Consider the following 14,439-nt stretch of genomic DNA (forward strand, 5'->3'; position numbering starts at 1 on the left):
CCGCTGAAGTCTCGAACTCCGCCGACATCGACCGCCACACCAAGACCGATGCGCTGAAGATCCATTACGCGCAGGTCGACGGCGACAAGAATTTCTCGAAGCCCGACGAGATCGTCAGCATGGAGGACGAGCCCGGCCATCAGGAACTCTGCGACCGCGAGCAGGCCTTCTTCCTGCGCGCCATCCGCGAGGATCTCGACCTCACAGAGCAGATGGATGCGGCGGTCAACAGCCTGCGCATCGTGCTCGCCGCCGAGCAGAGCATCGCGCTGGGGCGGACCGTCGACCTGGCCTGAAGTCGCGCCAGCCCCCTCATCCGGCCGCTTCGCGGCCACCTTCTCCCCGCTGGGGAGAAGAGGGGGGCGCCAGCGCGCGACAGTCTCCTCTCCTCCCTTGGAGAGGTCAGCCGAGCGAAGCGGAGGCTGGGTGAGGGGGCCGCTGCCCGAACGCGGTTATCTGTGGGGCATCAACACAAAGCCCATTGGTTGAGGGAGAGAGACATGGTCACCGACAGTCTGCTGAAAACCTATGCCGAGTCCGATGCACTCGACCTGGCCGGGCTGGTGCGCAGCGGCCAGGTTTCGCCGGCGGAACTGGTGGAGGTAGCGATCACGCTGGTCGAGCGGCTCAACCCGGCGCTCAACGCGGTCATTCACCGCCTCTACGACATGGCGCGCACCCAGGCCGAGACGGTCGACAAATCAGCACCCTTCGCCGGCGTGCCGTTCCTGCTCAAGGAGCTGGCTTCGTCCTGGACAGGCGCGCCAAACACCAATTCGTGCTTCTACCTGAAAGACGTCGTCGCCGACTTCGACACCGAAGTGGTTCGCCGCATGAAGGCGGCCGGGCTGGTGCTGGTCGGCAAATCGAACGCGCCGGAAAACGGCTGGTCGATCACCACGGAACCAAAACTCTACGGTGTGACCAAGAACCCGTGGAAGGACGGCATCACGCCGGGCGGCTCAAGCGGCGGTGCTGCCGCGGCCATCGCTTCGCGCATGGTGCCGATCGCCGAGGCCAGCGATGGCGCCGGCTCGATCCGCATCCCGGCCTCCTGCTGCGGCATTGTCGGGCTAAAACCGTCGCGCGGCCGTGTCAGCCTCGCGCCTTTCGGCGACTATTGGTATGGCGGCGCCTATTTCCTGTGCTGCTCGCGCACCGTGCGCGACACCGCGGCCTATCTCGATGCGGTCGCCGGCGCGCTGCCGGGCGACCCCTATACGCCGCCGGTGCCGGACGGTTCGTGGCTCAGCCTGTCGACGCGGGCACCGAAGAAGCTGCGCATCGGCTTCTCCATCACGCCGCCCAACGGCACGGCGATCGATGCGGAGGTGAAGGCGGCAGTGCTGTCGACCGTGGCGGCGCTCGAGCGTCTCGGACACCATGTCGAGGAGCACGACATGGCGCTCGACGCTACCAAGGTGTGGAAGACCTACACCAACATGACCTGCGTGCAGACGGCGGCGACCTTCGACTACCTTGAAACGGTCATCGGCCGGCCGGTGACGCCAGGCGACGTGGAGGCGGTGACCTGGGCGATCATCGAGCGCGGCCGCTCGACCAGCGGCACCAGGCACATCTCCGATGTCGAGCAACTCAGGCAGATCGGCCGCGACATCGTCGGCGACCTCGGCGCCTACGATCTCTTCATAACCCCGACGCTGACACAGCTGCCGCGCCCGTTCGGCTATTACGACATGTCGGAGACGGATATCGACCGCTACAACGCCAAATGGGCGGACTCGGTGTTTGCCTTCCCCTTCAACATTTCCGGTCAGCCGGCGATATCGCTGCCGCTCGGCTGGTCGAAAGGCGGCGTGCCGATCGGCGTGCAACTGGTCGGCCGCTATGGCGACGAGGCGACGGTGCTGGCCGCGTCGGCGCAGCTCGAACAGGAGATGCCATGGAAGGAGAGGCGGCCAGCGGTGAGTGCATAAGCCGGCTAACCGATTGTCTCCAAGCGCCTCGGCAAGCGGTTCATGGCAACAGGTCCGTCCGGCGTGATCAGGAACTGGTCCTCGAGATTGAAGCTGGCGAGGCCGTCGATGTAGAGCGGGATCTCGAAGGCCAGCACCATGCCTGCTTCGATCACGACATCGCTGTCGGCCGCAATGAACGGCCATTGCTCGGAGAAGACCAACTGGCCGACACCATGGCCGAAATGACCGCGGCGGTAGGAGCGCAGCCCTTGCCGCGCCAGGCTGTCGGTGGCGACGCGATGCACGTGGGCGAGGGTGTTGCCGGGGACAAGGGATGCCAGCCCGTCGTCAAAGGCCCGCTCGGCGATGGCATGCAGTTCGGCCTGCTCGGCGGATGGCGGCCCAAAGGTGAAGTTGCGCGACATGTCGGAGGCGTAGCCGCCGACCGTGCAGACCATGTCGCACTTCAGCGGATCGCCGGGCATGGCTTTCGCATCGGTGCTTTTGGCCCGGGCGCCGAGCGTGACATATTCGGCCGTGGCGACCGGATGGGCCAGTCCGGCCGCGGCCGTGGTGACACCTTCCCGGTAGAGCGCTATGAGATCGGCCTGGCGCATGCCGGCCATGGCATCCACCTGCAGCCGGTCCAGCCCGGCTTCCGACAGGATGATGCCTTGCTGGAGAAGGTCGATCTCGCGTTGCGACTTGATGGCCCGCAGCCTGTCGAGCACCGCCGAGCCGTCAACCATCGCGCAGCCCGGCAGCAGTGCCTGCATGGCAGAGAAATCGGCGGTGGCGATGAAATCGAGATCGACGCCGAGCGTTGCGCGCTCGAGGCCGAAGCCCTTCAGGATCTCCTTCAGCGCGCGGACGGAATGGGCGAGTTCGAATGTCGCGGGTCGAGAAAAACCAGGCGCCCGGCTGGACGAAGCAAGGCCGGCCTCGATGCGTTGCGCCAACCCTTGCCCTGAGGTCGAGGCGTCAAGCGTGGCGGTTTCGATCCAGATCGGATGGCTGCGGATGACAGCGTCCGGCAGAACCCGTTGCAACTGTCCCGCATTGAAATCCGCCACCACGACGCCGATCGGCAGGTCCTGGCCAGCCGGGATGACGACGAAGCCGGCGCCGGCGCGCCGGAACAACCCGGCCGGTCCGATCGAGGCACCGGTCGCATAGTGAAAGGCCTCGGGCGCGCACAGCACCAGCGCCTCGATGCCGGCGCGGTCCATCAGTTGAGCCGCGCGCTCGCGGTCGACAAAGCCTGTCATGGGTTTCTCCGAATGTCTGAAGCGGCAACGGAGCATTCCGGGCATCGACGTTCAAGGGGCAAATACCGGGTAATCGCTGGATACAGAGTTAGCGGCCGCAGCTGTCAGCCGCATCGCAATCGGCCGGCTGGTCAAGCCATGTCAGCTATTTGATGGCTTCCAGCTTGTCGATCGCGGCGGTGAAGCCGGCCAGCGAGACCGGAATGGTCACCGGCTTTCGCGTCACGGATTCCATGCCGATGTTGAGGTTGGTTCCCGCTTTCATGGCGGCGATGAGTTCCGGCGACAGCGGTGCGGCGGCGTAGGCGCCGTTCTGGTCGCTGGTCTGGATGGCGACGGTCGTCTTCTGGCCCTGGTCGATCTGGTAGGAGGCGCCGGACGGCAGGAACAGGCCGTGCGGCAAAGCGAGCAACATGGCCAGGCTGCCATTGCCCTTGTCGCGGCGCACGGTCACCGTCAGCACACGCTGACCGGTCTTGGCTTCGGTCAGGTTTTGCGACACCTGACACTGAAGCTCGGCCGTCGATGAACCGCTGGAGCAATTGATCGACGAGGCGTTTCTCGACCTGCGTAAATCCGGCGCGCTCGGCATGCTCTACTGCCACCTCGCCTCGACCAACAGCTGGACCTCGCTGGTGCACCAGGCGTCACTGCGGAAGGCGGGGCGGCCAGCTGCGTGACGTCCCACCGATGCTGACCGGCCACCCCTATTGAAAGCCGCGGTGGACCGCGGCTTTTCGATGCCTGGCCTCCTCTGGAGCAATTCCATGAGCCATTGAGTTCTCAGCATGCCGCGCGCAGCGTGCGCACAGCATTTCACATCAAGAGACGGGCAGTCTGGCGGGGTCGAGGCCATGCAACCTGTAAAATCTCAGGAGACGTCGACGTGCAGGTTCGCCCGCGCCCAACCCCATGAAGCGTACGGCGTTGCCGCGAAAGATCCGGCCGCGCTCTTCCTCATTCAGTCCGCAATCATCCCTGAGGAAGCCATCCACGCTTTGGGCATAATGGGGATAGCCACCCTCAAGACCGATCATGATCCAGTCCGTGCCGTACACCAGATGCTCGATCCCGGGATCGAACTCATCGATGAACCGACGGAAATCGGTAGCCAGTCTTTTTCGTTCGGTGGCGCCAGCATTCAGAACTTCGGAGAAATAGCTGAGATCGGCAACCACGTTCGCATGCGGATTGGCCTTCAAGTGCCTGCCGAGTGTCCACTCCCAACTCCTTTCCGGAAAACTCTGGCCGGGAGAGCCGCTGGACGGCAAATCAAAGCGACCGAAATGCGCCAGGCAAACACGCAATTTCGGGTGGGCCCGGAAAACCGGCACCCAATATGCCGGATCTGCTCTCTCGGCGAATTCTTTGCCAGCGCCATTTGAACCATAGGCATGTGCCAGGATGGGCGCATCGAGGTCCACGCAAAGCTGGTAGAGTTCATCCAGCACCTGATCCAAGCGCTTGCTCGGATTTCCAACCTTCCTGGTTACGAACTTCGGGTAGGGGCCGGCGTTGCCCGAGGCGCTGAAGCCCATCGGCGGGTACAGTTTTATTCCCAGAAATCCGTGGTCCACGAGTGCCTTTCTGGCCAGAGCGATCGGGCTCTGTCGTTCGCGGTCAACGTGCTCCCTGTAGTAAATCTCCCTGAGCGGATCGAAGCCGAAATAGCCATGGACCGCGGGGCCGTCCCTGCGCGCTATCCTGTCCATGACCTCGACCTGCGCGGCAAGCGGCGAGCCGTCGACGTCTTGGTTCAGCCATTTGTCGAAATCGACGGTTGCCGGTGCAAGCATGACCGGTTTCAGCCCTTGCGCTTGCGTATCGGAGATCAGCAAGTCGACCAGTTTGTGCCGATAGAGCGTGAAAAGCCTGAACCATCGGAAATAGACGCCTAGCTGGTTGGGTGAGACAAAAGTCGCTGCCGCTGCTTGGCGCGCTTCGACATGCGTCAGGGGGCCAAGCCTCCTGGCTTTCGCGCTACCTGAAGACCGTAGCACGACATCGAGGACCTTTTGATCCGCACTGGCCCGGCCGGCGGTCAGGGTGGAAAGATGACTGCTCTGCTGGATCTTCTGGATATGCTTGCCGATGGCATCGATAGCAATCGCGGAGGCAGTTGCGAGATCGCCATTCTCCGGTTTCAATCTGGCTGTTCGGGAAAGAACCGCCACTTCCTGGGCGGCGGACGGAGCGCTGTTGGCTCCGAGTATCGCTTCGAAAAATGCAATCAGGCTATCGACGATATCCGGATCGTGGACATCGAGCAGATGAACGGCTTGAGTTTCAGGGTAAAGGTCCAGGAATGTGTATCGAATGAACCGCGTTGCCGGCAAATCCGACGCGTTAAACACGTGGCAGTGGGCATCGATCGAGGTGCCGAAAGGCGCAACGGGAGGCACAGTAGTCTTGCAGCCGACAATTGGGGCAAGCGCGTAAAGCCCAATAGCTTTCAGAAAGGTCCGTCGCAGCATGTCGATGCCCCCCCGGGCGCTGAGCTGCAGCGATCGAGTTCACCCAGCCCGAGTCTTGTACCGGTGCCTTCTTCCGATCAAAAACCCACTCGCTTTCGTTGCAATCGCCGCAATCGTCGCGTCACGCTATTTTGGTCTGCATGGAGTAAATACATCCATATTTACGGTATCTACGACGATCTATGTTTGGACACTGAGCCCGGTGCCGCACGGTGTCAAGCTGAGGAGATATTTGGGTCCGATATTTCTTTCAATGCAGAATCTATGTCGTTCTTGGCGTTCGACCGTGCACCCGATGAGCTTTGAAAGTCGGGCATTACATGCAGATGCAAAGTGTTCGCTCAACAGTGGTCGTCAGCTTACTTCGCTGTTCGAATGGGGTGCGGACTTTGTGATCGGCACGAATGGGGAATCGTGTGTGCGTCGCCTGAATCCGCTCGAACGCGGGCGGAGGAGTTCATCCGCCATCAAAACGAAAAAACCGCGGCGGACCGCGGCTTTTCGATGCTTGATTCCCTGGAAGGAAATTGGAGCGGGTGAAGCGATTCGAACGCTCGACCCCAACCTTGGCAAGGTTGTGCTCTACCCCTGAGCTACACCCGCTCGCACGGCGTCTTGGCCGCAAGCCGGGCCTATATGGCTGAAGAGCGCGGCGATTGCAACAGGGAAATCGCAGGCTTTTTTGCGACGCGGCGGGCAATGCCCGCAAGCTACCGGCCCTCTGTAAGCGGGGCGTTCACCGCGATGCCGCATGACGGTCTTGTGTCGGTCGTCCCTTTGGCCGTAAACGGCATGGGCTTGAGAAATGGGACGAAGACAAACCGATGCCGAAGACCGAAGCCGAATTGATGGCCTTTCTTGCCGAACTCGGAATTGCTGCCTCGACGAAGCGCCATCCGCCGCTCTACACGGTCGCCGATTCGCAGGCGCTGCGTGGCGAAATCGCCGGCGGGCACACGAAAAACCTGTTCCTGAAGGACAAGAAGGATAATTTCTTCCTGGTCACCGTTGGCGAGGACGCGGTCGTCGACCTGAAGCAGATCCACCAGGTAATCGGCGCGGCCGGCCGCGTTTCCTTCGGCAAGCCGGAGATGCTGATGGAGCTGCTCGGCGTCACGCCAGGCGCTGTCACGGTCTTTGGCGTCATCAACGATACGGCAAACAGGGTCAAGCTCGTGCTCGACAAGAATTTGATGGAGCATGCGGTGATCAATGGGCATCCGCTGACCAATGAGGCGACGACATCGATCGCAGCGAGCGACCTGATCAAATTCGTCGAGGCAACCGGGCACGATGCTGCTATCTTGAAAGTCTCCGCGTGATCGCCACATGGATGGCTTGAGTCAGATGGTCTGAAGCATGTGGCGCCTGGCTGCCGGCCGGCCGCGTCATGGAAGGGTTAAAGAGATGAGCGACAACAATCCGTTTGGCGGCCCCTTTGGCGGCAATGGCGGCCAGTACACCACATCCGTGCAGTATGGTGGAACCGCGCCGGCGCCGGCGAAAGTGGCGCTTGGCGATGTGCCCGCCGTTCCCGCCGCCCCGGCTGCCGATGTCATCAAGGACACGACGACCGCCGCCTTTGCCGCCGACGTCATCCAGGAATCGCGCCGCCAGCCGGTGCTGGTCGATTTCTGGGCGCCCTGGTGCGGACCTTGCAAGCAGCTGACGCCGCAGCTGGAGAAGGCGGTGAAGGCCGCCGGCGGCAAGGTCAAGCTGGTGAAGATGAACATCGACGACCATCCTTCGATCGCCGGCCAGCTCGGCATCCAGTCGATCCCCGCGGTCATCGCCTTCAAGGACGGCCAGCCGGTCGATGGCTTCATGGGTGCGATCCCGGAGAGCCAGATCAATGAATTCATCACCAAGGTCGGCGGCAAGGGTGATGGCGCGCCGCCGGTGGCCGAGGCCCTGGCCGCGGCTACAGAAGCGCGCGACGCCGGCGATATGCAGACCGCGGCTGACATCTATGACGCCGTCCTGGCGCAGGCGCCTGAGACGATCGAGGCGATCGCCGGGCTGGGCGAGCTGCTGTTCGAGGCCGGCGACACGGAAGGCGCCGAGGCGCTTTTGGCAACAGCGCCGGAAGCCAAGAAAGATACCCCGCCGCTGGCCGCCCTGCGCGCCAAGATGGCGCTGGCCGCACAAGCGGCAGCGCTTGGCAATCCGGCCGAGTTCGAGCGGCGCCTGGCGGAAAATCCCAGAGACCATCAGGCGCGCTTCGATCTGGCCATGATCCAGAATGCCAATGGCGACCGCACGGCGGCCGCCGACAATCTGCTGGCCATCATCAAGGCTGACCGGGCCTGGAACGAGGATGGCGCAAGGACGCAATTGCTGCAGCTGTTCGAGGCCTGGGGCATGACCGACGAGGCGACGCTTAGCGCGCGCCGCAAATTGTCGGCATTGCTGTTTTCCTGAGCCCGGCTGTTTTGCCGCACGGGCTTGGCGTCGGCGATGACCGCGCCAGATTAATGCATGTCGCCCAAAAGTGGGTCCCGGTTTTGGGAGAACGACATGCATAAACAAAGACTAAAGCGCGTCACCTGCGACGCGCTTTAAGGGAATTGACGCGCTTCCTGGTGGCGCGATCGGAGGAATGAGGTGCAAGCGGGAAACGCGCATTATCGGCTCGCCAAGGATTTGCCGTCGACGATCCCGATCTTTCCGCTTGAGGGTGCGCTCTTGCTGCCGGGAGGCCGCATGCCGCTCAACATCTTCGAGCCGCGCTATCTGCAGATGGTGGACGAGGCCATCGCCGGCTCGCGGCTCATCGGCATCATCCAGCCCAGTCTCGACGGCGCCTTGCGCGACGACGGCGAGCCGGAGCTCTGCAATGTCGGCTGCGCCGGGCGCATCATTGCCTTTTCCGAGACCGGAGATGGCCGGTATCTGATTTCGCTGCAGGGCGTGTGCCGGTTCCGCATCGCCCACGAACTGACAGTCAAGACGCCGTTTCGCCAGTGCAAGCCGGCGGCTTTCCTCGCCGATCTCGATGAGGATCAGGCGGCCAACGAGATCGACCGGCCATCGCTGCTCAAGGCATTTCGCGCCTATCTGCAGGCCAACGATTTGGAGGCCGACTGGGAAAGCGTCAGCCGGGCCGAAAATGCCATGCTGGTCAACGCGCTGTCGATGATGGCGCCCTACGGGCCGGCCGAAAAACAGGCGCTGCTCGAAGCGGCCGACCTGAAGACACGGGCCGAAACGCTGATCGCCATCACCGAAATGGCGCTGGCACGCGAGAATGAGGATTTTGGTTCGAGTTTACAATAAGAGGGCGCGATGGCGGCGGATGGACGTGACGGGAAGAAGGCCAATGTCGACCCCAAGCTGCTGGAGCTGCTTGCCTGCCCGCTGACCAAAGGGCCGCTGGCCTGGGACCCGGAGCGCGGTGAACTGGTCTCGCGGGTCGCCAAGCTCGCCTATCCGGTGCGTGACGGCATCCCGATCATGCTGCCCTCGGAAGCGCGGACGCTGTCGGTGGAGGATGTGCTGGCCCCACCGCCGCCGCGCCTGAGCGGACCTGCTTGAGGGGCGCGAAGGGATCGCCGACGTGTCGCTCTCGTTTCGCTCTTGGCATGGCCATGCCTACTGAAAATTACGCCCCTTGGGCATGACCCTCTCCGCTTCTTCCGACAGCGTTGCGAGATCCTGCCGGATCGGCTTGTCTTGTATCGCGGGGCGGCTGGAGCGATCGGGGACCCTGGCAGCGCGCTCCGGAGAACTGACAGCTGCCGGCGCAGCCTCGCTGACCTTCTCCAGAAGCACGGTCAGCCAGGGTGTCAGATCCTCGATCTTCTCGGCGACGATGTGGACCACACCCGATTCTGACTGCAATTTGCCGGTGACCTTCACGAACCGTGCTCCCATGACAACAGGCCGGTATCGGTCAAAGGTTCTTTGCCAGAAAATGACGTTGGCGACAGCCTTGTCGTCCTCCAGCGTCAGGAAGATCGCGTTGCCCTTGCCGGGGCGCTGCCGCACCAGCACGAGGCCGGCGACGGAGACACGCCTGCCGTCGCGCACGGAAGGCAGGTTCGCATTGGGCGTGACGCCGGCCCGGTCGAGCCGCTCGCGCAGGAAGGCGACCGGATGCGCCTTCAGCGACAGGCCAAGCGCGCGGTAGTCGTGGATGACATGCTCGCCAAGCGGCATTTTGGGCAACCTCGTCTCGGGCTCCAGCTCGCGCAGGTGGATCGCCGGCTGGTCGAACAGCGGCAGTCTTTCGGCGGCACTCTTGCCGTCGAGCGCGCGCACCGCCCACAGCGCCTCGCGGCGGTCGAGGCCGAGCGAACGGAAGGCATCGGCCTGCGCCAACCTCTCGATCTCGTCGACATCGAGGCCGGAGCGCAGCCAGACATCTCTCACGGTTGAGTAGCCTGAGCCGCGCCGCTCGACGAAAGCCTCCATGCGTTCCTTCGACAGGCCCTTGATCTGGCGGAAGCCGAGCCGAACCGCATGATTTGTCTGGATGACACCGCGCATTTCGGCGTGGCGAGGGAGGATGCGGGCCGGATCGAAAGGGAATTCCTCCAGCGTGCAATCCCAGACCGAGAAATTGACGTCGACGTCGCGGATGTCGACACCATGGTCGCGTGCGTCGCGCACGAGCTGGGCCGGCTGGTAAAACCCCATCGGCTGCGAGTTCAGGATCGCGGCGCAGAACACGTCGGGATAGAAGGTCTTGAACCAGCAGGAGGTATAGACGAGCAGGGCGAAGGAAGCAGCATGGCTTTCGGGAAAGCCATATTCGCCAAAACCCTCGATCTGCTTGAAGCAGCGCTCGGCGAAGTCCTTCGTGTAGCCCTTGCCGACCATGCCATTGATCATACGGTCTCGGTAATTGCCGATGGTGCCGGTGCGCTTGAAGGTGGCCATGGCGCGGCGCAGTTCATCGGCCTCGCCCGGCTTGAAGCCGCCAGCGACGATGGCGATCTTCATCGCTTGTTCCTGGAACAGCGGAACGCCAAGCGTCTTGCTGAGGATCGCCTCCAGCTCCGGTTTTTGATATTCGGGTTTTTCCTTGCCCTGCCGACGGCGCAGATAGGGATGGACCATATCGCCCTGGATCGGGCCTGGCCGAACGATCGCCACCTCGATGACAAGGTCATAAAAATCGCGCGGCTGGAGCCGCGGCAGCATCGACATTTGCGCGCGAGACTCGATCTGGAAGACGCCGAGCGTGTCGGCGCGGCAGATCATATCATAGACATTTTGGTCCTCTGCCGGCAGGGTTGCCAGCACATAGGGTTGCCCGTATGGGTCCCGCGCCTTGGGATAGTGGTCCGTGAGCAAGGTGAAGGCGCGCTGGAGGCAGGTCAGCATGCCGAGCGCCAGCACGTCGACTTTCAGGATCTTCACAGCGTCGAGATCGTCCTTGTCCCACTCGACCATCTTGCGCTGGTCCATCGCCGTCTTGACGATGGGGACGATCTCGTCGAGCCGATCCCTGGTGATCACGAAGCCGCCGACATGCTGGGACAGATGGCGGGGAAACCCCATGATCTCGTTGGCGCGTTCCATCACATGCCGCGACACCGGATCGGTGCGATCGAGGCCGCCGGCGCGAGCTTCCTTCTCGCCAAGCTCCGAGGTCGACCAGCCCCAGATCGAGCCGGAAAGGGACGCCCTGATATCGTCGGACAGACCCATCGCCTTGGAGACCTCGCGCAGCGCCGAGCGGCCGCGATAGCTGATCACGGCGGCGGCGAGTGCCGTGCGCTTGGAGCTGTATTTCGTATAGATGTACTGCATCACCTCTTCGCGTCGCTCATGCTCGAAGTCGACGTCTATATCCGGCGGCTCGTTTCTCTCCTCGGAAATGAAGCGCTCGAAGAGCGTATCGATCTTGTCTGGCCCCACTTCGGTGATGCCGATGCAGAAGCAGATGACCGAATTGGCGGCTGACCCACGTCCCTGGCAGAGAATGCCCTGGCCACGGGCGAATTTGATGATGTCGTAGACGGTCAGGAAATAGCGGGCGTAGTTGAGGCGCTCGATGAGAGTGAGCTCTTCCTGGATGCGCTTGATCACGGAAGCCGGCACTCCCGCCGGGTAGCGGTTCGCCGCCCCCTCCCGAGCCAGTCTCGCCAGCTCAGCCTGTGGACCAAGACCCGATTCCGTCGGCTCGTCCGGATAATTGTACTGGAGGTCGCTGAGCGAAAAGGTCAGCTCTTGCGCAAACCGCAAGGTCTCGGCCAGCGCCTGTGGATGCCGGCGGAACAGGCGGGCCATTTCCATCGGCGGCTTCAGATGGCGTTCGGCATTGGCGGTCAGTTCCAGCCCGACCTCGGCGACGGGGGTGTTGAGGCGGATCGCGGTCAGCACGTCCTGCAGCGGGCGCCGTTCGGCCGTGTGGTAGAGAACGTCGTTGGTCGCCATCAACGGAATGCCATCGCTCTCGGCCATCGCCGCAGCCTGCTCGATCCGGAAACGGTCATTTCCGGCATAGTCGGGCGAAACACCAAGCCGCAGGCTTTTGCCGAAGCGGTCCTTGAGCTCACCAAGCAGGGCAAGACTATCTTCCGCGCCCGCCGACAGATCGGGCAGGACCGCCAGCGACATCAGGTCACCCCATTCGAGCAGGTCGCTGCGCTGGAGAAGGGTGGCGCCCTTTTCGTTTTCGTCGCGCAGATTGGCCTGGGTGAGCATGCGGCAGAGATGCCCCCAGCCCTTGCGGTCCTGGGGGTAGGCGAGAATGTCCGGCGTGCCGTCGCCAAAAACCAGCCGGCAGCCGGGATGATAGGAGAGCTTTTCGACCTTGGCCTGCTGCCAGGCGCGCACCACGCCGGCCACCGTGTTGCGGTCGGCAAGCCCGATCGCGGAGAAACCCAGGAGCTTGGCCGCGACCACCAGCTCCTCCGGCTTGGAGGCGCCACGTAGAAAGGAGAAATTCGACTGGATGCCGAACTCGGCATAGGGAATGACGGTCAGCGCGTTCATGCGAAGACCCCATGCAGGAACCAGCGCGGCGGCACCTGCGAGGCGCCACCGTAGAGGCCTTGCCGGTAGAGCCAGTAGCGGCGGCCGTCGGCATCCTCGATGCGGAAATAGTCGCGCGTCGATGCCGCCTCGTCGCTTGGCGCTTCCCGCCACCATTCGGCGGCGATGCGTTCCGGCCCTTCGGCCCGCGTGACCCGGTAGAGCGCGCGCCGCCAGCGGAAGTTCAGCGGCGGCCCTTCGGGCATTTCGGTGGCCGGCACATCGATGGGTTCGGGCGAGCGGAACAGCCGGATCGGCCGTTCCGGCGGGAAGATGGTTTTTGGCGCCTGCAGCCTGTCCGGCTTCTTCGGCGGCGTGATCCGGCGCGGCGCCTCGGTGAACGGGATCATGGCGACGGCGCGCTCCGGCAGATGGCTTTCGACCATGACCGGTTGCAGCACCGCGCCCTCCCCGAGCCGGGCGCGGATGCGGTCGGCAAACAGCGCGATATCGGCGCCGTCATCGATCGTTTCACCAGTCAGATCAGCCTGCTGCATGTCGAAGGCGGCTGATGTCAGCACCGAAAGCCGCACCAGATCGAAGCCATAGCCGGCATCGATATCCTGTTCGAGTGCGGCCAGCCGCTCATGGAACAAGCGCTGGATCAGCCGGGGTTCGCGCATCGGCCGCGAGGTGCCGATGGCGATGCGGCTGACAGCGCCGTCGACGCGGAAGAGCAGCAGCGCCAGCGTCCTGGCGCCCTCGCCGCGGCGCTCGAGATCGGTCTTCAAAGTCGCCGCCAGCATGCCCACCAGCCGTTCGATGTCCTCGGTCAAGGTGACGGGTTCGGCAAGGTGGCGTTCGACCGAAAGCGGCGCGACGGGAAGGCGCGGCGACACCGCTTCGTCGAGACGGCCAAGCGCCTGGTCGAGGCGCAGGAGCAGCAAGGCGCCGAAGCGGCGGGCGAGCGGTGCGCGCGGCGCCGCCATGACGGCGCCCGCCGTGCGCAGGCCGACGCTTTCCAGGCTGGCGCGGGTCGAGAGTTCAATGCGCAGTGCGGCCAGCGGCAGGGGTGCCAGCAGCGCTTCTTCCTCGCCGCCCTCGACGATGCGGTCGCCGCAAAAGCGTGCCGCCGCCCAGGCAGCACCGGGCGTCGCGGCAAGCCCGGCACGGACATCGAAACCCTGGTGGAAGAAGCGCGACAGGATGTCGTCCAGCATGGCGCGTTCGCCGCCGAACAGATGGGTGCAGCCGGTGACGTCGAGAAACAGGCCATCTGCCTCGTCGAGCGCCACCAGCGGCGTGTAGCGGTCGCACCAGTCGGCAAGACCTTCGAGCAAGCGGCGGTCGGCCTCTGGATCGGCCTCGACGACGTCGATCGACGGATGCATGGCGCGCGCATCGGCGATGCCCATGTCGCGCTTCAGGTGCAGCGCCTCAGCCCGCTCGTCGAGGGCCGAGATGCGCTGCGCGTTGCGGTCGCGATGGCTGATCACGAGCGGTGGGTGAGATGGCGGCAGGTGATCCGACGGCCGGGAACGCCAGGACCGCCCCAGACGCTGCCGCAGGATTCTTTCCACGGCCAGATAGGGAAACCACAGGGACAGGATTCTTTGCCCGTTGTCTTCCCTCGCCCCTTCTTTCGTCGCCCGCTCTTTCGTCAAATGCGCGTTCATCGGGGTTCCACTCCAGTGTGAATTGTCCAGGCAGGGCCGTGCGGCTCTTGCCGATGGTGAGGGTGAAGGCCGGGCGGCCGATCGAGCCGGCGAGCGGCCCGGCGATGGTGTCGCGCGGCGCTGCCGGCGCCGAGGCGACGATGAGGCGGACGGGGGCGGCCGTCGGCCCGGGCCCGGC

Annotated in this window: 11 protein-coding genes, 1 tRNA gene and 2 pseudogenes; 7 read left to right on the forward strand and 7 right to left on the reverse strand. The window is 63.8% G+C overall.

Annotation, left to right across the window (positions count from 1 at the left end; genetic code table 11):
• Positions 1-296: pseudogene (locus EN993_RS19805) on the forward strand (gfo/Idh/MocA family oxidoreductase); the annotation flags it as partial.
• Between the two features lie 204 nt (positions 297-500).
• On the forward strand, positions 501-1,937 hold the full coding sequence (locus EN993_RS19815; protein WP_127264610.1) for an amidase: 1,437 nt from the start codon (positions 501-503) through the stop codon (positions 1,935-1,937).
• Between the two features lie 5 nt (positions 1,938-1,942).
• Here EN993_RS19815 and EN993_RS19820 read toward each other — a convergent pair whose 3' ends face one another.
• Together EN993_RS19820 and EN993_RS19825 are read right to left on the reverse strand one after the other, a co-directional pair.
• Entirely contained in the window at positions 1,943-3,187 is a 1,245-nt protein-coding gene (locus EN993_RS19820; protein ID WP_127264611.1) for a Xaa-Pro peptidase family protein, read from the reverse strand.
• A gap of 145 nt (positions 3,188-3,332) precedes the next feature.
• Entirely contained in the window at positions 3,333-3,689 is a 357-nt protein-coding gene (locus EN993_RS19825) for an invasion associated locus B family protein (RefSeq protein WP_245468918.1), read from the reverse strand.
• A 40-nt stretch (positions 3,690-3,729) separates the two neighbouring features.
• Between EN993_RS19825 and EN993_RS19830 the strand changes: the two genes are divergently transcribed.
• Positions 3,730-3,867 (forward strand): hypothetical protein, encoded by a 138-nt coding sequence (locus EN993_RS19830; RefSeq protein WP_206532393.1) that lies wholly within the window; start codon positions 3,730-3,732, stop codon positions 3,865-3,867.
• Between the two features lie 141 nt (positions 3,868-4,008).
• On the opposite strand, the gene EN993_RS19835 is transcribed toward EN993_RS19830, so the two are convergent.
• A complete protein-coding gene (locus EN993_RS19835; RefSeq protein ID WP_109663654.1) occupies positions 4,009-5,661 on the reverse strand; it encodes an amidohydrolase family protein in 1,653 nt (550 codons plus the stop codon).
• A gap of 528 nt (positions 5,662-6,189) precedes the next feature.
• Positions 6,190-6,264: transfer RNA gene (locus tag EN993_RS19840), tRNA-Gly, on the reverse strand.
• A gap of 221 nt (positions 6,265-6,485) precedes the next feature.
• On the opposite strand from EN993_RS19840, the gene EN993_RS19845 reads away from it, so the two are divergent.
• From EN993_RS19845 to EN993_RS19860, 4 genes are all read left to right on the forward strand, one after another.
• The gene (locus EN993_RS19845) at positions 6,486-6,983 is read left to right on the forward strand and encodes a prolyl-tRNA synthetase associated domain-containing protein (RefSeq protein ID WP_109663657.1); all 498 of its coding nucleotides are present in this window, start codon (positions 6,486-6,488) and stop codon (positions 6,981-6,983) included.
• Between the two features lie 85 nt (positions 6,984-7,068).
• The gene (gene trxA, locus EN993_RS19850; protein WP_127264613.1) at positions 7,069-8,082 is read left to right on the forward strand and encodes a thioredoxin; all 1,014 of its coding nucleotides are present in this window, start codon (positions 7,069-7,071) and stop codon (positions 8,080-8,082) included.
• Between the two features lie 183 nt (positions 8,083-8,265).
• The gene (locus tag EN993_RS19855; protein ID WP_109663661.1) at positions 8,266-8,937 is read left to right on the forward strand and encodes an LON peptidase substrate-binding domain-containing protein; all 672 of its coding nucleotides are present in this window, start codon (positions 8,266-8,268) and stop codon (positions 8,935-8,937) included.
• Between the two features lie 9 nt (positions 8,938-8,946).
• Positions 8,947-9,195, forward strand: coding sequence for a Trm112 family protein (locus EN993_RS19860; RefSeq protein WP_109663664.1), 249 nt, complete (start codon positions 8,947-8,949; stop codon positions 9,193-9,195).
• Positions 9,196-9,252: 57 nt separating this feature from the next.
• Here the strand turns inward: EN993_RS19860 and EN993_RS19865 are convergent, their stop codons facing one another.
• The 3 genes and pseudogenes from EN993_RS19865 to EN993_RS37855 form a co-directional block, all read right to left on the reverse strand.
• Positions 9,253-12,606 (reverse strand): error-prone DNA polymerase, encoded by a 3,354-nt coding sequence (locus tag EN993_RS19865; RefSeq protein ID WP_127264614.1) that lies wholly within the window; start codon positions 12,604-12,606, stop codon positions 9,253-9,255.
• Complete coding sequence (locus tag EN993_RS19870) at positions 12,603-14,081, reverse strand: DUF6504 family protein (protein WP_126066957.1); 1,479 nt, start codon at positions 14,079-14,081, stop codon at positions 12,603-12,605. The genes EN993_RS19865 and EN993_RS19870 overlap by 4 nt, the downstream gene beginning before the upstream one ends.
• Positions 14,023-14,439: pseudogene (locus tag EN993_RS37855) on the reverse strand (hypothetical protein); the annotation flags it as partial. The gene EN993_RS19870 and the pseudogene EN993_RS37855, both read right to left, overlap by 59 nt.

This window comes from Mesorhizobium sp. M7D.F.Ca.US.004.01.2.1, from assembly GCF_003997785.1.
GTDB classification, from domain to species: domain Bacteria; phylum Pseudomonadota; class Alphaproteobacteria; order Rhizobiales; family Rhizobiaceae; genus Mesorhizobium; species Mesorhizobium loti.